General features: G+C 59.3%; 19 protein-coding genes. 16 read left to right on the top strand and 3 right to left on the bottom strand.

Annotated features, from left to right (window positions below; genetic code table 11):
* The first annotated feature begins 36 nt into the window (after nt 1–36).
* The 16 genes from bamA to P1S46_00900 all read left to right on the top strand — a co-directional run bounded on the left by bamA (nt 37) and on the right by P1S46_00900 (nt 15418).
* A complete protein-coding gene (bamA, locus tag P1S46_00975) occupies nt 37–2250 on the top strand; it encodes an outer membrane protein assembly factor BamA (protein MDF1535060.1) in 2214 nt (737 codons plus the stop codon).
* A gap of 87 nt (nt 2251–2337) precedes the next feature.
* Nucleotides 2338–2865, top strand: coding sequence for an OmpH family outer membrane protein (locus P1S46_00970; protein ID MDF1535059.1), 528 nt, complete (start codon nt 2338–2340; stop codon nt 2863–2865).
* A gap of 2 nt (nt 2866–2867) precedes the next feature.
* Nucleotides 2868–3917 carry a UDP-3-O-(3-hydroxymyristoyl)glucosamine N-acyltransferase gene (gene lpxD, locus P1S46_00965; protein MDF1535058.1) on the top strand — a complete coding sequence of 350 codons (1050 nt, stop codon included), beginning with the start codon at nt 2868–2870 and terminating at the stop codon, nt 3915–3917.
* Complete coding sequence (gene fabZ / locus P1S46_00960) at nt 3917–4399, top strand: 3-hydroxyacyl-ACP dehydratase FabZ (protein MDF1535057.1); 483 nt, start codon at nt 3917–3919, stop codon at nt 4397–4399. Before lpxD ends, fabZ begins: the two co-directional genes overlap by 1 nt.
* 1 nt (nt 4400) lies before the next feature.
* The gene (lpxA, locus tag P1S46_00955) at nt 4401–5201 is read left to right on the top strand and encodes an acyl-ACP--UDP-N-acetylglucosamine O-acyltransferase (GenBank protein MDF1535056.1); all 801 of its coding nucleotides are present in this window, start codon (nt 4401–4403) and stop codon (nt 5199–5201) included.
* Nucleotides 5198–6046, top strand: coding sequence for a UDP-2,3-diacylglucosamine diphosphatase LpxI (lpxI, locus tag P1S46_00950; GenBank protein ID MDF1535055.1), 849 nt, complete (start codon nt 5198–5200; stop codon nt 6044–6046). The genes lpxA and lpxI overlap by 4 nt, the downstream gene beginning before the upstream one ends.
* Nucleotides 6031–7200 (top strand): lipid-A-disaccharide synthase, encoded by a 1170-nt coding sequence (lpxB, locus tag P1S46_00945; protein ID MDF1535054.1) that lies wholly within the window; start codon nt 6031–6033, stop codon nt 7198–7200. The genes lpxI and lpxB overlap by 16 nt, the downstream gene beginning before the upstream one ends.
* Entirely contained in the window at nt 7197–8969 is a 1773-nt protein-coding gene (msbA, locus tag P1S46_00940) for a lipid A export permease/ATP-binding protein MsbA (GenBank protein MDF1535053.1), read from the top strand. The genes lpxB and msbA overlap by 4 nt, the downstream gene beginning before the upstream one ends.
* Entirely contained in the window at nt 8935–9639 is a 705-nt protein-coding gene (locus P1S46_00935; GenBank protein MDF1535052.1) for a DUF374 domain-containing protein, read from the top strand. Before msbA ends, P1S46_00935 begins: the two co-directional genes overlap by 35 nt.
* Nucleotides 9617–10303, top strand: a complete 687-nt coding sequence (locus P1S46_00930; protein MDF1535051.1) for a lysophospholipid acyltransferase family protein — start codon at nt 9617–9619, stop codon at nt 10301–10303. Before P1S46_00935 ends, P1S46_00930 begins: the two co-directional genes overlap by 23 nt.
* Before the next feature lie 114 nt (nt 10304–10417).
* Nucleotides 10418–10585, top strand: a complete 168-nt coding sequence (locus P1S46_00925; GenBank protein MDF1535050.1) for a Trm112 family protein — start codon at nt 10418–10420, stop codon at nt 10583–10585.
* 99 nt (nt 10586–10684) lie between these two features.
* Complete coding sequence (gene lpxK, locus P1S46_00920) at nt 10685–11707, top strand: tetraacyldisaccharide 4'-kinase (GenBank protein MDF1535049.1); 1023 nt, start codon at nt 10685–10687, stop codon at nt 11705–11707.
* The gene (locus P1S46_00915; protein ID MDF1535048.1) at nt 11704–12585 is read left to right on the top strand and encodes a lysophospholipid acyltransferase family protein; all 882 of its coding nucleotides are present in this window, start codon (nt 11704–11706) and stop codon (nt 12583–12585) included. The genes lpxK and P1S46_00915 overlap by 4 nt, the downstream gene beginning before the upstream one ends.
* Before the next feature lie 137 nt (nt 12586–12722).
* Complete coding sequence (locus P1S46_00910; GenBank protein ID MDF1535047.1) at nt 12723–13289, top strand: HAD family hydrolase; 567 nt, start codon at nt 12723–12725, stop codon at nt 13287–13289.
* Entirely contained in the window at nt 13286–14086 is an 801-nt protein-coding gene (locus tag P1S46_00905; protein ID MDF1535046.1) for a DUF3108 domain-containing protein, read from the top strand. The genes P1S46_00910 and P1S46_00905 overlap by 4 nt, the downstream gene beginning before the upstream one ends.
* 3 nt (nt 14087–14089) lie before the next feature.
* Nucleotides 14090–15418 carry a 3-deoxy-D-manno-octulosonic acid transferase gene (locus P1S46_00900; protein ID MDF1535045.1) on the top strand — a complete coding sequence of 443 codons (1329 nt, stop codon included), beginning with the start codon at nt 14090–14092 and terminating at the stop codon, nt 15416–15418.
* Here the strand turns inward: P1S46_00900 and P1S46_00895 are convergent.
* Genes P1S46_00895 through P1S46_00885 form a run of 3 tightly spaced genes read right to left on the bottom strand, consistent with a single transcriptional unit; the run spans nt 15355 to nt 19356 of the window.
* Entirely contained in the window at nt 15355–16503 is a 1149-nt protein-coding gene (locus P1S46_00895; GenBank protein ID MDF1535044.1) for a glycosyltransferase, read from the bottom strand. The two genes, P1S46_00900 and P1S46_00895, sit on opposite strands and share 64 nt — an antisense overlap.
* Nucleotides 16500–18578 carry an LTA synthase family protein gene (locus P1S46_00890; GenBank protein MDF1535043.1) on the bottom strand — a complete coding sequence of 693 codons (2079 nt, stop codon included), beginning with the start codon at nt 18576–18578 and terminating at the stop codon, nt 16500–16502. The genes P1S46_00895 and P1S46_00890 overlap by 4 nt, the downstream gene beginning before the upstream one ends.
* Complete coding sequence (locus tag P1S46_00885; GenBank protein MDF1535042.1) at nt 18571–19356, bottom strand: glycerophosphodiester phosphodiesterase; 786 nt, start codon at nt 19354–19356, stop codon at nt 18571–18573. The genes P1S46_00890 and P1S46_00885 overlap by 8 nt, the downstream gene beginning before the upstream one ends.
* Nucleotides 19357–19358: the final 2 nt, after the last annotated feature.

Below are 19358 nucleotides of genomic sequence, written 5' to 3'. Positions count from 1 at the left end.
AGGACAAGATCGGTCATAACCACATTGCTCATTATTATGTCAGTCGGAAACGTCCTTGCAGCCCGGGCCGCGGGTGTGCCCGTTGTCCGTGAGATCAGGGTCGAGGGCAACCAGAGGGTAGACGCGTCGAGCATCAAGGGGACGCTGTCCTTCTCGGCAGGTGATCCGTTCCAGGACGCCCTGGTCACCAGAAGCGTCAAGGATCTCTATCGTCTGGGTACCTTTTCAAGGGTGTCCATCGAGGAAGAGGCCGGAGAAGAGGGAGTGATCCTCACCGTTCGCGTTGAAGAGTTCCCCATGATCCGGCGGGTCCTGATATCGGGCAACAAGGAGATCTCCGAGGCCGATCTGAAAAAGGTCCTGAAGCTCAAGGCCTTTTCCTTTGCCGATCCGGCCGGGATACCCGCTGACGTCGAGGCGATCAAGGGAGTCTATCGTGCTTCCGGTTATCACGGGGTTGTCGTGACAGCCGGCCTCGAGGAGGTGGAGGGCGGTGCCGTCGTAAAGTACCTTGTCGAGGAATCGGAAAAGAGCCTCATTCATGAGGTCGATATCATCGGAAACCGGTTTGTGGAGGACCACGAGATCCGGAAGGTCATGCAGACCAGGGAGATCGGGCCCCTTTCTTTCATGTCGGATGCCGGTGGATATGACGATCTCCGCATGGCCGATGACCTGAAAAGGATCCAGCTGCTTTATATGGAGAAGGGGTTCCTCGACATCGTGGTCCATGATCCGGAAGTCAGGGTTCACCCGGAGGGGCAAGGGATGTATATCGCCATCCGGGTGGAGGAAGGCCCGGAGTATAAACTGGGAGAAACGAAGTTCACCGGGGATTGGGACGGTCCGCCGGAGTTCACCCGGTCCCGGCCCAGCATCCAGACGGGGGACATCTTTGTCCGGAGCGGGATCTTCCAGGACATGCGGATGTACGAGGACAGCTTCCGGGACCAGGGGTACGCATGGGCCAGGATCGAGCCCCTTTTCAACCGGGACCCTTCCACAGGTGTGGTCAACCTGGACCTGGTCCTTGCCCGGGGGCCCCTGGTGCACATCCGGTGGATCCACGTGGCAGGGAACGTGAAAACACGGGATTACGTCATCAGGCGTGAAATGCGGCTGGTCGAGGGGGACCTTTACAGCCAGAAAGGGCTGGACGATTCAAAAAAATTCATCCGCGGGCTTGGTTTTTTCTCCAAGGTCGAAATCCGGCCGGCCGACGTGGGAGACGGGTTGGCGGACGTCCATGTCACCGTCGGAGAGGGGACGGCAGGTTCACTGTCGGCCGGAGCGGCATACTCAAGTGTCTCGGGGCTTGTGGGAACGCTTCAGCTGGCCCTCGGGAACTTCTCGGGGAGAGGGCAGAGACTGAACCTGAATATCGAGGCGGGCGGGGATTCCTCCACCTACAGCATCAGCTTCAGCGAGCCCCGGCTCTTTTCCGGGGTGTTCTCCCTCGGAGTGGACCTTTTCGACAAGACCAACGAATACACTCAATACAGCCAGAACAGCCGGGGAGGAAGCGTCAGGCTGGGATACAGGCTCGACGATTTTTCAAACCTGTCAGCCCGATACAAATACGTGGACTACGACGTTTACGACATCGCTCTGGATGCCAGCGCGCTGATCCTGGAACAGGAAGGTGAAAGCACAACGTCCTCTGTCCACCTGGGGTATAATTACGACTCCCGGGATTTCCCTATGGATCCCAGGGAGGGTTTCAAACTGTCCTTATCCACCGAATTTGCCGGCGGCCCCCTGGGCGGTACCAACGATTTCGTACGTTACCAGGCCGAGGGCAGCATGTATAACCCCATCGCAGGGGACCTTGTCGGCCTCGCCCACCTGGAACTGGGAGTGATCGAACCGTACGGCGATAGTGAAGTCCCGGTTACCGAGCGGTTCTTCCTGGGCGGTCTTTACACGATCAGGGGGTTCGAATATCGGAAGGTCGGCCCGTTGGAAGATGGAGAACCGGTGGGGGGGACAAAGTCCATCCTCATGAACCTGGAGGCCGCCTACCCGCTCATCAGGGACGCCAACATCAAGGGTATGCTTTTCCTCGACGGCGGGAACGTCTGGGCTGAAGATGAAAAAGTCGAAGGCCGCGACCTCAGGTTCGGTGCCGGGTTCGGGTTCAGATGGTCCGCGCCCATCGGCCTCCTCCGGCTGGAGTGGGGCTTTAACCTGGACCCGAAACCGGATGAGACCCAGCCGGGCTGGGAGTTTTCCATCGGAACACTTTTTTAGCTTTCGCTGAAAAAGTATGAAGAATCACTGTAAACCGTAAACTGTGAACCGTAAACTCGGTTATACCTTTCAAGGAGGTACGGACCCATGCGCAGGAATATGATGATACTTTTCGCCGCGGCATCCCTGATCTTCGGTGCGGTGTCGGTCCAGGCGGCCACTATGGTCAAGATAGGGATCGTCGATCTGCAGGGCGCCCTCAACGCCACTGCAGAAGGGCAGGCGGCGAAGGAAAGCCTGAAGAAGAAGCACACGACCAAACAGGAAGAGGTCGACCGGATGAAAGCCGACCTCGATCTCATGGAGGAAAAGATCAAGAGCCCGGTGCTCAGCGAGACTGCCCAGGCAGAGCTCAAGGAGAAATATCTCCAGAAAAGGTCGGAGCTCATCGAGTTTGTGACCGCTGCCAAGGATGAAGAAGAGCGCGAGAACCAGCTCCTGTCGACACGGATCCTCGAGGGCCTGGTCAAGATCGCCCAGGAGATCGCTGAGGCGGAAAAGTTCACCCTCATCCTGGAGAAAAACGGCAGCGGGGTCATCTTCTACGAGGATGCCATGGATATTACCGAACAGGTCGTCAAGATCTACAACGAGCGTTACCAGGTCGGTCAATAGCAGTGGCAAAGATCACCCTTGGCCAACTGGCCGAAAGAATAGGTGGGGAGCTTATAGGTGATCCTCACCTGGAACTTGCGGGCGTGGCGCCGCTGCACACAGCTTCTTCCGACCAGGTTTCTTTCCTTTCGAACCCGAAGTACGCCGCATCCATCCAAACGACGAGGGCCGGTGCTGTGATCGTTTCCAGAAGCCAGGAAGCGCCGGGTCTGAACCTCATCCGCACCGATGATCCGTACCTCGGATTTGCCCTTGCCATGGAGAGCTTTTACGCGCAGCCGTATGATGCCGCCGGGATCAGCCCACTTGCCTCCGTCCATCCTGGAGCCCGGATCGGCAGCGATCCCAGCCTCCACCCCTTTGCTGTGGTGTGTGACGGAGCGAGGATCGGCTCCAGGGTCACCCTCATGCCCGGGTGCTACGTGGGTCCGGGAGCGCTGGTCGATGACGATGCGGTTCTTCACCCCAACGTGGTGATCGAGAAAGAGGTGGTTGTGGGCCAACGGGTGATCGTTCACGCCGGGACCGTGATAGGCAGCGACGGTTTCGGTTTTGCCAGTGAGAAAGCCGGCCACCGGAAGATCATCCACGCCGGGACGGTCAGGGTAGAGGATGATGTTGAGATCGGAGCCGGGTGCACCATCGACCGGGCGGTCATGGGGGAGACGGTGATCGGCGCCGGCTCAAAGTTGGACAACCTGATACAGATCGGACATAACGTCCGGATAGGGAAAAACTGCATCCTGGTGGCCCAGGTCGCCATCGCGGGCAGCACCGTTCTCGAGGATAACGTCACCATGGCGGGGCAGTCGGGGGCCGCGGGACATCTGACGATAGGTGAGGGGTCGCTCGTCTACGGGAGGGCTGCCGTTGTTAAGGATGTTCCGGCGGGGTCCCAGGTGGCAGGACTCATCCCTGCTGTGGATGTCCGGGAATGGAGGCGGACCGCAGCTGCTCTCGGGAACATCGCAAGCCTGAGGAAGCGGGTGGCCGCTCTGGAAAAAGAGGTCAACAAACTCCAGGGAGGGAGTCGAGAGGGGGAGGACAGCTGATGGATATTAGCCAGATAATGAAGACCATCCCGCACCGGTACCCGTTCCTGCTCGTTGACAGGATCCTCGAGCTGGTTCCGGGCGACATGGCGGTCGGGATCAAGAACGTGACCATCAACGAGGAGTTCTTTATCGGGCACTTTCCGGGACACCCCGTGATGCCCGGTGTGCTTATCGTCGAATCCATGGCCCAGGTAGCCGCCATCCTCGCCTTCCACAGCATCATCAGCGGGGAAGGCGACAGCAGCGGACTTGCGGACAAGGTGGTGTATTTCATGTCCATCGACAAGGTCAAGTTCCGGCGGCCGGTGGTGCCGGGTGACCAACTCAGGCATGAAGTGAAGATGACCCGGAACCGGGGGTCCATCGCCAGCTTCCGGACGAAAGGTTACGTGGACGGGACCCTGGTGGCCGAGGCGGAGATGAAGGCCATGCTGGTGGACCGTGCCGAGGCTGCCGACAAGACGGCGGAAGGACACTGAGATGACCAACGGCGGCCGGAAACAGGCCACCCTTGTGGACCCTAGGGCAGCGGTGAGTCCGGGGGCCCAGCTCGACAGCGGTGTCGAGGTAGGCCCTTTCGCTGTCATCGGCGACCAGGTCCGCATAGGGGCCGGGACCAGGATCGGTCCCCACGTTGTCCTGGACGGCCGGACCACCATCGGTGAGAACAACAGGATATTCCAGTTCGCATCCGTGGGCGCCCCTCCCCAGGACCTGAAATACAGGGGGGAGGAGAGCGAGTTGATCATCGGAGACGACAACGTGATCCGTGAGTGCGTCACCATCCACAAGGGCACCGAGGGTGACAATATGGTCACCAGGATCGGAAGCGGCAACCTTATCATGGCCTACTGCCACGTTGCCCACGACTGTGTTATCGGTGACAGGGTCATTCTTGCCAACGGCGCCACCATTGCGGGTCACGTGACCATGGAGGACAACTCCTTCCTGGCAGGTTACGCGGGAGTCCACCAGTTCTGCCGCGTCGGCACCATGGCATTTGTCGCGGCCGGTTCCATTGTTGTCATGGACGTCCCCCCTTACACCACGGCACAGGGTGACAGGGCCCGGCTCGTGGGGCTCAACCTCGAGGGGCTCAAAAGAAAACAGTTCACCCCGGGTGAGATCTCCGCCCTCAAGAAGGCCTACCGGATCCTTTTCCGCTCGGGACTGGTCATGGACGAAGCCATCGATAAAGTCAGGCAGGAAGTGGAAAACACCGATCACGTCCGGCATCTTCTCGGTTTCATGGATGGTTCGCAAAGGGGGTTCACCAGGTGACACCATCCCCGGTGAAGATCGGGATCATCGCCGGGGCCGGTGAACTGCCCGGCTACGTAGCCCGTTCTCTCGCCCAGGCCGGAAAGAACCTCTACGTTGCCGCCCTGGAGGGAGCCGCGGACCAGATCGTGGAGGACGACCGATGGGAGACCGGCTGGTTCCGGATCCACGACTTGCGGGAACTCCTTGACGGTCTTAAAACCCGCGGAGTTACGGGGATCGTCCTTGCCGGAAGGGTCGCTCACGCGGAGGTTTTCAAGGCCGACACCTTTGACGGGTTTTTCCGGACGTTCCTGGAGGAGCTGGCCGATCACCGGGCATCCACCATCCTGGGCGGAATCGTGGACCTTTTTCGTGACAACGGGATGAAAGTGCTGGCTTTAGACGAGATCGTGCCGGACCTCATGCCCCCGGTCGGCCATCTCGCGGGACCGGCCCCCTCCCAGGATCTCGATCAGGACCTGGTTTTCGGGTGGCGGATCGCCAGATCCGTAGCCGATCTTGATATCGGCCAGACCGTGGTGGTCAAGGACCGTTCGGTGGTCGCCGTGGAAGCCATGGAAGGCACCGATGCTGTCATAAGGCGGGCGATCGAGGTGGCAGGCGGGGGGATCACCGTCGTGAAACTGGCTGCGATAAACCACGATTTCCGGTACGACGTGCCCACTGTCGGGAAGGAAACGGTTGCCCGGATAGCCGAGGGCGGCGGTGCCCTCGTCGTGGAGGGTGGACGCTGTACGATCCTCGGGTTCGAGGAAGTCGTCTCGGTTTGCTCCGAGGGTGGAGTCACCCTGCTTTCCTGCAGGGAGGACAAAAGCGGGGAGGTCCTTTGGACCGGAGGGTGATGATCTTCGCCGGAGAGGCTTCCGGGGATATGTACGGTGGGCTGCTGGCCGGCGCGCTTCGGGGATCAGACCCCGGTCTGAGACTTTCCGGTATCGGGGGAGATGCCATGGCCGCGGCCGGTGTGGATCTCACCGTGCACATCAGGGAACTGTCGGTCATGGGGATCTGGGAAGTGCTCCGGGATCTGAGACGGTTAAGGAAGGTCCTGGAGAAGGCCAAAAGCGCCATGAAAGCCCAGAAACCGGATGGATTGGTCCTTATCGACTTCTACAGGTTCAATATCGAACTGGCCCGCGAGGCAAAGAAACTGGGTATCCCGGTCGTCTACTACGTGGCCCCGAAGCTCTGGGCCTGGGGGAAGGGGCGCATCGTCGAGATGGATTCCCTGGTGGCCAGGGTCCTGGCCATCTTCCCTTTCGAGGAGGAGTTCTATCGATCCCACGGGGTACCGGTGACCTATGTCGGTAACCCGCTGATGGAACTTCTGGCTGCCACCGACGCCGGCCCCCTTCGGGAGGAACTGGCACTGGCAGAGGACGAAACGGTCATCAGCCTCCTGCCCGGCAGCCGGAACCCGGAGGTGCGGATGCTCCTGCCGGTTTTCCTCGAGGCTTCCGCACTCCTGTCCCGGGATCTGGGGGGGAAGGTCCGCATCCTGGTGCCGAGGGCCCACACCATACCACGGGCGGAAATGGAGCGGATGATCGATCAGTCGGGTGTGAAGGCCACGATTATCGACGGCCGTTCGAGGGAGGCCCTCGTGCTGTCTGACCTGGCCCTTGTTGCCTCCGGTACGGCCACACTTGAGGCTTTTCTGCTGGGTGTTCCGCAGGTTGTGGCTTACCGGATGGCCCGTCTCACCTACCACATCGCGAAAAGGCTCTTCAAACTCCCCAGGTTCAGTCTTCCCAACATCGTCGCCGGCCGGGAGGTGGTCACCGAGCTTCTCCAGGACGAAGTCACCCCTGAAAGGCTTGCCGCTACTGCCCTGAACCTCATCGGGAACGAGGAGGCCAGGCGCGACTATCTCGCCGCCGGTGTGGAGATGAAAAAGGTCCTGAAGGGCGAGGAGGCGTCCCGGCTGGCTGCGGGCCAATGCGCTGCCGTCTTCGGGTTCGACGACGGCCAGGCGGATGGGGATCAGGCATTATGAAACAGTCCATAAGGGTTTACAAGCGCCTGCTGCGGTATGTCCGCCCCTACATGGATAAACTCGTCATCTCGGGGATCGCCATGGTGGGGGTGGCCGGCATGACGGCCATGGCGGCGCTCCTTATCAAGAACGTCCTGGATGACGTTTTTATCGCCGGCGACAGGGAGATGCTGCTGCTGGTGCCCGCCGCCATCATCGTCATCTACCTTTTCAAAGGTTTTTTCCGCTACGTCCGCACCTACCTCATGAGCTGGACAGGGCTTAAGATCGTCCAGGATATACGGAACGAGCTCTACGAGCACCTGCACCGTCTTTCCATGTCCTTTTTCACCGAGACCCCGACGGGGGTGCTCATGTCCAGGGTCACCTACGATGTGTCCATGATGCAGAATGCCATCACCGAGGCGCTGGTGGGAGCGGTCCGCGACGTCTTTACCATCGTGGGCCTGACGGCGGTCGTTTTTTACCGCAATACGGAGCTGGGTTTTTTAGCCATTATCGGACTGCCCCTTTCCTTTTACCCCCTGACCAGGTTCGGAAGAAGCATGAAGAAAGCCAGCCGGAAAAGCCAGGAGCGCATGGGTGATCTGAGCAAGCTCATGCAGGAGCGCATCTCGGGAGCGGGGCTGATCAAGGCGTTCGGGACGGAGGAAAAGGAACTCGCGAGGTTCAAGGGAGAGAACGAGCGGCTGGTCAAGACCTTTATCAAGATACAGAGGGTCAAGGCCCTGTCCAACCCTGTCATGGAGTTCATCGGCGCCGCGTCCGTGGCCCTTATCATCTGGATCGGCGGCATGACCGTGATGAATGGCCGGATGACGGTGGGAGAGTTCTTCTCCTTCCTCGCTGCCCTCATGATGCTTTACGAGCCGGTCAAGCACATTACTTCGGTGAACAACATCATTCAGCAGGGCCTTGCAGCCTCCGAGCGTGTTTTCGCGATCCTGGATATCTCTCCGGAGATCGCCGACGCACCCGATGCCGTGGAGCTGCCTTACAGCTCAGGCCGTATCCGGTTCGAGGGTGTGAGCTTCAGGTACGGGGAAGAGTGGGTCCTGAAAAATATTGAACTGGATGTTGAACCAGGCACCAAACTGGCCATTGTCGGCACAAGCGGAGGAGGCAAGACCACCCTGGTCAACCTCATCCCCCGTTTTTACGATGCCACCGAGGGATCTGTCCTCGTCGATGATCACGATGTCCGCCATGTCACCCAGAAGAGCCTTCGCCGGCAGATCTCCATCGTTTCCCAGGAAGTTGTGCTCTTCAACGACACCATACGGAACAACATCTGCTACGGGATGGAGGGCGTTTCCGAGGAGGACCTTCAAAGGGCCCTGGATGCAGCTTACGTCCACGATTTCGTGGCAGCGCTCCCAGGGGGGATCGATACCGTCATCGGTGAGCGCGGAAGCCGGCTTTCCGGCGGCCAGCGGCAGAGGCTGTCCATCGCGCGGGCTATCCTCAAAAACTCACCGATCCTTATCCTCGATGAGGCGACAAGTTCCCTGGACACAGAGTCAGAGCACCTTGTCCAGAAAGCTCTTGAGAACCTCGTCGAGGGGAGGACGACCCTCGTCATCGCCCACCGCATCTCTACGGTGACCGACGCTGACCTGATCATCGTTGTTTCGGACGGACGGATCGTGGAATCGGGCCGACACGACCAGCTCCTCGCAGCTGAAGGGGAGTACTCGCGCCTGTATTCACTCTTGATAGAGGAAGATGGGGCCCATGGAGACCAGGAACCAGAAAACCAGGTGGTTTAGGGAGTTCCGCAAGCGTCAGGCGTACAACGTTCTGCCGGTTTTCCCACCCCTGGTACGGTCCCTGATCAGGGCGCTGGGTTTTACGCTGAGGGGGAGGTTTTCGGGCGAGGGCCCGGTGATGAAAATGGTGCAGGACGGGCAGCCCTTCGTCCTGGCGTTCTTCCACGGAAGGCAGCTCCTCCTCGTCCACGAACTCAGGGGGTGGCCGGTGGTCGTCATGACCGGTATCAGCTATATGGGCGAGATCCAGTCCCGCGTGCTGGCCGGTTTCGGGGTCACGACCGTTATGGGCTCCAGCAAGGGGGGCGGCGCCCGCGTTCTGGCCGGAATGATCAAGCTTGTCCGCAAGGGGATGGTGGGAGCCTTTGCCGTGGATGGGCCCAGGGGCCCTTATGGGGTTGTCAAGCCCGGAGCCGTGTACATATCCAAGAAGCTCGGTATCCCCCTCGTCCCGGTCACGACATCGGCATCCCCGTCAGCCCTGTTCACATCCGTCTGGGACCGTTACCTTCTCCCCATGCCCTTTTCCAGGACGCTGGTCAAATTCGGTGAGATCATGGTGCTGGACCAGGATCTGAGTGATGAAGCCATACAGAGAGACTGCCGGCTTGTAGAGAAGGTCCTGGAAAAGCTGACGAGGGGGGCCGATGAACTCGTCGGCAGGCCCTAAAAAAAGTTCCTGGTTCACGGCAACCTTCATACCGCCCCTTGTGAGGGGGATCATCCGTACGGTGACGGCCACCATGAGGGTGCGCAGCGAGGGTCTGGAGCATCTCGATTGTCTGGAAGGGACCGGCCAGAGGGTGATCCTGGCGTTTTTTCATGGTCGTCAGTTTCTCCTCACCGGTTTTCTGGTGGGCCGTAAACTGTCCGTCCTGTCCAGCCTGAGCCGGGACGGGGAGCTCCAGGCAAGTGTCATGTCGAGGCTCGGGTATGCGGTTGTCAGGGGATCGGCTTCGAGGGGCGGCGCGCGTGGACTCATCGGCCTGAAAAGGAAGATGGATGAGGGGTTCCACGCCACCTTCGCCGTGGACGGCCCCAAGGGACCGATCCACGAGGTGAAGCCCGGCGCGGTGTACCTGGCGAAAAAAATGGGGTGCCCCATCATCCCGATGACCTCTTCGGCCAGGCCGGCCCATATCTTTTCCGGAGCATGGGACCTTTACCTCCTGCCCTGGCCGTTCAGCAGGGGTGTGGTCCTTTTCGGGCCCCCCATAGCCCTGGACGGGGACACCAGCGACGCCGCCATGGCCAGGGATAGTGCCATGGTCAAAAAAACACTGCTCGACCTCCAGGAGAGGGCGGACGAGATGGTGGGAAGGAAGATAAGTTAACGGTTCACAGTTCACCGTTAACAGTCAGACCCGAACCGTTTAAAATAGGATGGAAGTGGTTGAAACTGTGAACCGTAAACCGTAAACCGTAAACTTTTTTGCAAGGAGCAGAACATGCCCATCGATCAGGAACTTCTGGACATCCTGGCCTGTCCCAGGTGCAAGGGGGCCGTGCAGCCGGAAAACGGCGGGAGTTCCCTTGTCTGTCACAGCTGCAAGTTGAGATACAGGGTTGAAGACGACATCCCTGTCATGCTCATCGACGAGGCGGAAGAGATCTGAAATTGATGGACTTTTTGCGGGTCCATCAATAAAAGGGCCGGAACTGTGCGTCTTCCGATAAACTTTCAGTTACGAAGGCCTCCGGCAGTCCTTTTGCCTTTGCTCATTCCGATTTCTCTCCTGTACGGGGTGCTCGCATCGATCCACCGTGCCCTGTACGGTGCAGGCATCCTCAGGAGGAGGAAGCTGCCGCGTCCTGTTGTAAGTGTCGGGAATCTGACGGCAGGTGGTGGAGGGAAAACTCCCTTCGTACTCTGGCTTGCAGGCGCACTCAGGGACAGGGGTGTACGGCCGGCTATCCTGTCCCGTGGTTATGGCCGTAAAGGATCGGGACCTTCCCTCGTCGACCTCCGACAGCCCTGGCAGCTGGTTGGGGACGAACCGTTCCTGATGGCTGCCAGGCTGGGCGAGGTCACCGTTGCGGTCGCGGCTGACCGGTATGAGGCGGGTCTCGCGGTTCTTCGGCATCACGACGTGGACCTTTTCATCCTGGATGACGGTTTTCAGCACAGGCGGCTTGAAAGGGATCTCGATATCCTGGTCGTGGATAATATCATGCGCTTTGGAAACGGTATGCTCCTGCCGGCCGGCACCCTGAGGGAACCCCTTTTCCGACTGGCCGATGCCGATATTGTCGTGGTGACAAGGGCATCGAACCCGGATGGCGATTTCACCAGAATGTTGCGCGGGTATACAGCAGCGCCTGTGGCATGGACCGATTATCATTCCACCGGGCTTTTATCCCTGGATGGAGACAGTGATAAACACGATGATCCTGGGTCAGCAGGCCCTTTTCTTGCCTTTTGCGGGATCGCCAGTCCCGAAGGGTTCAGACGCAGTCTCGAAAAGTCCGGGCTCGATGTCCTCGACATGATGGTCTTCCCCGATCACCATCCATACACCGATAGGGACATCGATCGCGTTATCGAAAGAGCCGGAGAGATGGGAGCCGCGGCCCTTGTAACTACCGAAAAGGATGCGGTGAGGCTGCCGCCGGTCGGGAAAAGGTCAATGCCATGTTTCGCCCTGGCCGTGGAGACCAAGGTCCACGGCGGCGGGGATACTCTCCTCGAGCCGGTGCTCGCCCTCGTGGGCAGTACATCCGGAAAGCCCCTTTCATGAGATATCAGCTTGAAAAAACGCTGCTGGCGTTGACCTCGGCCCTCTTTTGTGCCCTTCCCGAAAAGGGGGCCCTGGGCCTTGGGCGATGGCTGGGGATGCTCATCTACCATGTTATCGGTTCGAGAAGACGGCTCGCCCTTGAAAATGTCCGCCTGGCTTACGGCGACGAGCTCAAAGCCCCGGAAAGACGGGAGATCGTACGGCGCTCCTATGGGCACCTGGGCCTGAACATCGCCGAGTTCTTCCGGCTGCCGACCCTCCCTCCCCGGGAACTCCTGGACCGGGTCACCGTGGAGGGCGAGGAGAAACTCCGGGCTGCCCTCGACCAGGGGAGGGGAGTGCTTCTGCTTTCGGCCCACCTCGGCAACTGGGATTATCTCAGCGCGGCCATAGCCATGAAGGGCTACCCCCTTGCCCTTATCACCAAGGTCAGCCGCAGCGATGCCCTTAACAGGATCTGGATGGGTTACCGTGAAAAGTCAGGGGTCAGGATGCTCATGGGCAGGGGAACCATGAAGGAGAGCCTGAAACAGCTGAAAAAAGGAGGGGTTGTCGGGTTCGTCCTCGACCAGAACGCCCGCAGGAAGGAAGGTGTTTTCGTTCCTTTTTTCGGCAGGCAGGCCTGTACCCTTTCCAGCCTGGCCATTATCGCGCGCCGGACCGGGGCGCCGGTCGTGCCGGTGCACATCTTCAGGGCGGACGGGAGACACACGGTGGTGTTCGATGAACCCATCGTGACAGAGAGCCACGATAACCAGGAGGTCGATATCCTGGAAAGGACGGCAGCCTATACCCGGTGGACGGAAAAGGCCATCAGGCGCCATCCGGACCAGTGGACCTGGCTCCACGACAGGTGGAGGACGAGACCGCGGCCCTGAGAAGCCACAGGCATGGAAGTAGGGATGTAAGGGAGTAAGGGTGTAAAAATGTGGTTTTTCACCCATACCCCTTGACACCCATACCCCCTTACTAAGGGCTGGTTTCTTCTGTCAAAAAAATCATTGGAGATTTTGTTATGAGTCCCCAACCAGTGCAAACAACAGAAGCTCGGCGCCCGGCTGTCTTCCTCGACCGGGACGGGACCATCATCGACGAGACCGGCTACCTGGGCGATCCGGGGGGGGTCCATTTTTATCCCGGGGCTGTCGAAGCGATGAAAAGGCTTCAGGAGGCGGGGTATCTCCTCGTGGTCCTGACCAACCAGTCCGGCATCGCCAGGGGCTACTTCGACGAGGGGACCGCTGTTGCCGTCAACCTGGCCATGATGAAGATGCTGTCTGAGCACAGTTTGCGGATCGATGCTGTCTACTACTGCCCCCACCACCCTGACGACGGGTGCCAGTGCAGGAAGCCGCAGAACCTGATGGCCCGGCGTGCGGCGGGAGACCTTGGCGTGGACACCGGGCGCTCCTGGATGATCGGTGACACGGCCAGGGATGTGTTCATGGGTGATCAAAGCGGGCTGCACACGGTACTGGTGGAGACGGGTAAGGATGTCGAAGGCAACCTCCCCGTGGGGACGGTCCGGGTCCGGGACCTTGCGGCCGCCGTGATGCACATCCTGAAGGAGGAAGGAAAGTGAGAGTCATCCTTATACTCATGTCATTGATCCTGCTACTGGGAGCGTCGTCGCTGCTCCCGGCGGAAGGGGTGACGGCCTTCGGGCCGGGTGAGCGGCTCGAATACGTCCTGAAATGGGCCGGTATTCCTGCCGGGGATTCGGTCATGGAGATCGTGGAAGGGGATGTGGTGGATGGAGCCGTCCTGTACCGGGTCATCTCGACCGCCGAATCGAGGAGCCTGGTGGATGTGGTCTACAAGGTCCGGAACCGTTACGAGACCCATATCCACCCCGCCGATGGCCTGACGCGCAAATACGATTTCAACATGCGGGAAGGTGGAAAGAGGAGGAAACGGACTCTCATTTTCGACCAGAACGCCCTGACGGTGACACGGATCATCACAAACAAGGACGAAGTCCAGAGCCAGGTTTACGAGATCCCCGTGGGGACTCAGGACAACCTTTCCTCTCTTTACGCGCTGCGCAACATGGATCTGGTGGTGGGGGAACCTGTGAACCTCAGGGTTTTCGAGGGAAAGAAAAACTGGGAACTCGAGGTGGATATCCTGGCCGAGGAAGAGGTCAAGGTCAGGGCCGGCACCTTCCGCACATGGAAGATCCACCCGAAACTCAAGTACGAGGGGCTGTTCCGGAGAACGGGAGACCTCATCATCTGGGTGACACGGGATCAATACCGGATCCCGATCCTCATGAAAAGCAAGGTCCGCGTCGGCAGTATCGACGCGGAGCTAAAAAGCTACGTACTGGCTGATGGGGTATCCGTCTCCCCGGCCCAGGTGCTCTCCGAGCAGGAATAGCCCATGGGCCTGAGGACCGTCCTGTACAATCTGCTCCTGTTCGCCTTTCTCATCCTGGGCCTGCCCTGGATCGTTTACCAGTTCCTTTTTGTTGGAAAACGCCGGCGCGGATTCGCCCAGCGCATGGGCCGGGCGCCTGAACCGGATGGGCCGGTGATCTGGTGCCACGCCGTCTCCGTAGGGGAGGTGCTCGCCATCGAGCCCATGCTCTCCCTCCTCCAGGAGGACGAACGGACTGCGGGGCGGATCGTCCTTTCCACCGTCACGCCCACCGGCCAGGAGACGGCGAAGCGGGAGTGCGGGTTTGTTCAGCGGATCTTCTTCTTTCCACTCGATCTTCCCTTTGCTGTAAGCAGGGCACTGGACAAGGTCAGGCCGGAGATCTTCGTCACTGCCGAGACCGAGATCTGGCCTAATTTCTTCAGTGCCTGTTCCCGGAGAGATGTCCCGGTGGTCCTGGTCAACGGGCGCATCTCGGATACCTCTTTTCCCCGGTACCTGAAATTCCGATGGTTTTTCAGGCCCTTTCTGCGGGGTGTATCCCTGTTCCTCATGCAGAGTGAGGAGGACGCCCGCAGGGTCCTGGAACTGGGCGCAAGGCCGGAAACGGTGGCTGTCACCGGGAACACGAAGTACGACCGGGTGCCTCAGCCAGTACCCCTCCCGGAAGAGGTGACTCGATGGGCCTCATCCGGGTTCCTCTTTGTTGCGGGCAGCACCCACGAGGGCGAGGAAGAGGCGATCCTGGAAGCTGTCAGATCCCTGAAGGGCCGCCGGATCCGGACAGCCATCGTTCCGCGCCACCCTGAAAGGTTCGACACGGTCGCTTCTCTTCTGGACCGGAAAAGAGTTTCGTGGGAGCGCTTCTCCGGGACAGGGGACGGCGGCACACCCGATGCAGACTTCCTCCTCGTGGACGCAATGGGGGTTCTCGACGGATTTTACGCCCTGGCGGACGCCGCCTTTGTCGGCGGCAGCCTGGTCCCGGTCGGCGGGCACAACCTGCTGGAACCGGCCATGCACGGAGTCCCGGTGCTCACCGGTCCGCATCTCCACAATTTCCGCGAGATCGCGCAGACCCTCGTGGATTCGGGCGGATGCCGTGTCGTGGATGACCAGACAGCCCTCGGCCTGGAGCTGGAGAACCTGTTATCGGACGGGGTGTACAGGGAAAAGATGGGAAAACAGGCGCGGATCGGATCTGAAAGTACGAAAGGAGCTTCCCGCAGGAACCTTGACGCGATCCTTGCCATCCTCCTTCCCGGCACTCAGTCTGCGGACCCCGGGGAATACCCGCTGCGGGAAGGTCCCTCCGAAAGGGTAAGTAAATAGTCCTCACTTATCCGTTCCGTTGTGTACCTGGAGGCTGCCGTTTCAAGAACATCGGATGGAATGGGATTGTCGAGGGTATTTCCAATGGCCCTTGAAAGGGCCATTGGATCTTCCACAGGAACGAGGAACCCATACCGCCCGTTCTCGAGGATCTCTCTCGGTCCGCTGGGACAGTCGGTGGACACGACCGGCACGCCCAGGGCGAGGGCCTCCACCAGGACCATGCCGAACCCTTCCCACCTGGATGAAAGGACGAAAAGGGATGACCCGGCGAGATAGGGGAACGGGTTTTTCTGAAATCCAGGGAACTCAACATCCCCGGCGACTCCCAGCTTCTCTGCCAACTCCTTCAAACTTTCAAGGTCACCACCATCTCCCAGGATCATGAGTCGACCTTGGCGACCTTTCCTGACCATGGCGAAAGCCTGGATCAGGGTATGGAAATCCTTCTGTTTTGTCAGCCTTCCCATCCCGAGGATAACGGGCACCCCGGTCTCCTTGAACCATGGGTGGTCCGCCGGAAGGGCGGCCTTTGAAAACAGTTCTTCCGTTACGACAGGGTTGTGGATGGTGATGACCTTTTGTGGAGGAAGCCCGGTGATCTTCATGATGTCGTCAGCCACGCCCTGGGAAACCCCGATGACCAGGTCTGTCCATTTGTAGAACAGGCGCATTCCCGAAATGTAGCCTGTTCTTTTCAGCCAGCTGCTGTGCTTCAGGCTGGCAGAAACGTTGGTATGGATATTGCCGGCCAACATGCCTTTGTACTCCGAGATGAAACGGGCGAGGACGGCCGTGAGGATACCCCGGTGTTTTACAGCCAGGAGGGCATCGGGGGGGGTTGTCCTGAGGTACTTTGCGAGGCGAAAAATCGCTGAATAGGTGTGGCGGGTTCTCAGGTCGACGATGTTCACCCCCCGGGGTATCGATCCAAGGTGTGCGCCGGCGGCCCGTGAAAGCACCAGGTCGACCCGGACACCTTTTGCGACAAATTCGCGGGACAAAAGGTTCATGACATGCTCGACGCCGCCCTGTCCCGAGTACGAGACAAAAATGGCGATGTGCTTCCTGGAGTGAGAAATCATCGGGTTTTCCCCATGTCGAGAGGGGTAGGATCGATGCTTCCAGTGATCTTCCAGGGGGCGGGAGCGAGCCGGTTCTCGATGAGAAGCGATCTCCCCACCTGCACAAAGGAGAGCAGATCTTGAGTCCTGGAAAGGAGGTCGGTTGTCACTCTCTCGCCGGTATCCATGTTCCTGATGCCAAGGGGCCTGCCGTCGGGATCGACCTCCAGGATCTCACGGCCCGTGATCCAGCCGTATCCCTGGGCAAAGTTCAGGAAGGCGAACCTGTCCTTCTCATGGTCCAGGAGAGATATGCCCATGGCGTGATGATACCCCCCAAGGCCAAGGAGGTCCACCAGGGTGGGGATAATGTCCAGCTGGCTGGCGACCCTTTCATCCCGGCCGGGTTCGATAATGCCGGGAGCGTACAGAAGAAGGGGGATGTGGTACCTGTCCTCCATGGTGGCGGTGTTCCTGGCCGAGTAGTCCGCCGTTATGAGGAATATTGTCCTGCCGAACCTGTCCTCCCCGCGCATGCGCTCGATGAAGCGTCCCAGGTAATGGTCGGTGTAGCGGATCGAGTCCCTGAAATCGCCTTCGGCGTCCCCTGGCGGCGCCTTTTTGAAAGTGTCGTCCGGAAGGGTGAAGGGGGAGTGGTTGGTGAGGGATATCCACAAGGTGAAAAACGGTTCCGGCTCACTTCGGGCAATATCGTAAAGCCTGTCCAGGAGAACATGGTCCCAGCCGCCCCACGGACCGCTGGTATCTTCGGGAGTGAGTCCCAGTTCGCTCCTGCCGAGATGCTTGTCGAAACCCGCGAGGGTCGGAAGACTTGCGTGCCTGAAGTTGCTGCTGCTCTCGCCGTGCATGTAGACACTCGTATAACCGGCCTCAGCCAGGATGTGCCCGATGCCCCTGTAGCTGTTCTGCTCCAGGGAGCCCGAAAGGAACGATCCCGCCGTGGGCCCCCCGGAACGGTTGAATCCCGGGATCCCGAGGTTGATCGCTCCCAACCCTTCGATGGTCCGGTTGCCCACCGCGTAAAAGTTCTCGAAAAGAAGCCCGTCGGCTGCCAGCCTGTCAAATTCAGGGGTGGTGCCCTGATCGTTTCCGTAGGCGCCCAAGTAGCGGGGCGACCAGCTTTCCATGGTCAGGAAAACGACGTTGTACCGCTCCCGGGCGGGTCCGTCCGCAACGGCCGTTTTCCTGAAAAGGGGTGTTTCATCGCCGTACCAGACTGTCCGTGACGTTCCCAGTAACCGCCTCACGTTTTCCACAGCCTTATCCCCGGGGAGGAAAACCGGGACCTCACTTCCTCCTTCGAGAACGCTCTGCCAGACGGTGAAAAGGGGGTTGAGGGCAAGGTGGCCCAGTTCTGTCCTGCCCTGCGTGAAGGCGTTGCTCATCCTGAGGGGCCTGCCTTTAATGGTGCCGCGCAGGCCAAGCAGCAGGAATACCAGGAACAGGGCCATCCACACCGTTTCCCGGGCCGGTGAATTGTCGGCAGAGGCTTTGCCGCCAGGTCCCCTTCCGAGGACCTTTTTCCAGCCAAAGACCAGAAGTGCGGACAAGGCTGCTAAAAACAGGATCGTCCAGCCGTATTTCGAGGCCATTCCGGCGGTGGAAACGATGTCGTAACGGTCGCTGTGGACCGTGAAGATCTCGTAGGACAGGTGCCTTCCGGCGTCGGCGTAGTAGTGGACGTCAAAGAGAATCAGGCCCACTGCCGGCAGGAAGAGCGCGAGGGGGATCCAGAGGATGTGCTTTACCCATGGAAACCGGTATTTCCACATGCCTGGTATGTGCAGGAACAGAAAGAAAAGGCCGAAAAGGATGAGGAGCATGTGAAGGTCGAAGCGGAGACCGTTGAGAAAGGACAGGGAGAGTTTTGCTGCGCCGATCCCTGAAAAGGCTTCCCGGTTCACCAGCAGGAAGATAAGTCGCAGGAATGTCATGACGAAAAGGAGGAGAAAGATCCCGCGGAAAAAGAGCCGGGTCTGGATCGGCGGGTCGAACAGCGCGCCGGCGGCCAGCTTCCCCGCTTTCCTCCAGGGCCCCTGTTTTCGGGGGTCTTGAAGTCGTGACGGCTCACTCATCGCAGCTGTCCAGTGAAAAGAAATTCTCGTCGGAGAGGATGATCTTCACGTTTGTTATGGGCATGTATTCCCTGATCTCATCGAGGTCGTTGATGGTGAAGAGGTGGACCGGAACGTGGCCGAGGGAGTTCTGAACATAGGGAGAAAAATTCACGTAATTCATGGAGAAGGCCGAAAAACCTCCCCTCAGGAACCGGATTTTGTAAAGGAGCATTTTCAACCGGCTGTCGAGCCAGCCGTCGTTCCTCCCCGGAGTGATCCATAAGCTTGTGAAGATCTTCCGGTCCGCGAAGATCGCCAGTTTTCTGGCGATCTTCGACTCGACAATGATCCTGTCACTGAGTCTGTACTTTTCAAGGAGGTCCAGCATCCTGTCGGCAGCCTTTACCGTATCGTTTCCGCTCAATTCCCTCAAGTTCTTGATATCCAGCCAGAAATAGCCTTTGTCCCCCAGCTTTCCGAGAACTTCTTCCAGGGTGAGCAGTTTCCCGCTTTTCAGAGCGTATGGAAAGTTATGGGATACGATGAACGAGTCGTCCAGGGCGGTATCGTAGCGGATGTCGAACTCGACCCCCGCAGCCCCGATTTCAAAGGCGTGCTGAAAACTCTCCAGCGAGTTCTTTTCGTGGGAGCTGGTGTACCCCTTGTGACCCCAGACTTTCAAACAGCTGTCGTAAAAAGGGGCAACTTCGATCCTTGAAAAGGACAGTTCCACGAAAAGAACTGTTGAAAGAAGGAGAAGCAGGGCGCAACCGGTGAATAGCAGGGACTTTTTCATGG

The organism is bacterium, assembly GCA_029210545.1.
GTDB lineage: Bacteria > BMS3Abin14 > BMS3Abin14 > BMS3Abin14 > BMS3Abin14 > JARGFV01.
The sequence above is the reverse complement of the archived record's forward strand: the minus strand, read 5'-3'. Positions and strand labels throughout refer to the sequence as shown.

Bases quoted from the DNA above. Each gene is read 5' to 3' on its own strand.
- bamA (MDF1535060.1), top strand. From the start codon at position 37: ATGTCAGTCGGAAACGTCCTTGCAGCCCGGGCCGCGGGTGTGCCCGTT.
- P1S46_00970 (MDF1535059.1), top strand. From the start codon at position 2,338: ATGCGCAGGAATATGATGATACTTTTCGCCGCGGCATCCCTGATCTTC.
- fabZ (MDF1535057.1), top strand. From the start codon at position 3,917: ATGGATATTAGCCAGATAATGAAGACCATCCCGCACCGGTACCCGTTC.
- lpxA (MDF1535056.1), top strand. From the start codon at position 4,401: ATGACCAACGGCGGCCGGAAACAGGCCACCCTTGTGGACCCTAGGGCA.
- msbA (MDF1535053.1), top strand. From the start codon at position 7,197: ATGAAACAGTCCATAAGGGTTTACAAGCGCCTGCTGCGGTATGTCCGC.
- P1S46_00935 (MDF1535052.1), top strand. From the start codon at position 8,935: ATGGAGACCAGGAACCAGAAAACCAGGTGGTTTAGGGAGTTCCGCAAG.
- P1S46_00930 (MDF1535051.1), top strand. From the start codon at position 9,617: ATGAACTCGTCGGCAGGCCCTAAAAAAAGTTCCTGGTTCACGGCAACC.
- P1S46_00925 (MDF1535050.1), top strand. From the start codon at position 10,418: ATGCCCATCGATCAGGAACTTCTGGACATCCTGGCCTGTCCCAGGTGC.
- P1S46_00915 (MDF1535048.1), top strand. From the start codon at position 11,704: ATGAGATATCAGCTTGAAAAAACGCTGCTGGCGTTGACCTCGGCCCTC.
- P1S46_00910 (MDF1535047.1), top strand. From the start codon at position 12,723: ATGAGTCCCCAACCAGTGCAAACAACAGAAGCTCGGCGCCCGGCTGTC.
- P1S46_00900 (MDF1535045.1), top strand. From the start codon at position 14,090: ATGGGCCTGAGGACCGTCCTGTACAATCTGCTCCTGTTCGCCTTTCTC.
- P1S46_00895 (MDF1535044.1), bottom strand. From the start codon at position 16,503: ATGATTTCTCACTCCAGGAAGCACATCGCCATTTTTGTCTCGTACTCG.
- P1S46_00890 (MDF1535043.1), bottom strand. From the start codon at position 18,578: ATGAGTGAGCCGTCACGACTTCAAGACCCCCGAAAACAGGGGCCCTGG.
- P1S46_00885 (MDF1535042.1), bottom strand. From the start codon at position 19,356: ATGAAAAAGTCCCTGCTATTCACCGGTTGCGCCCTGCTTCTCCTTCTT.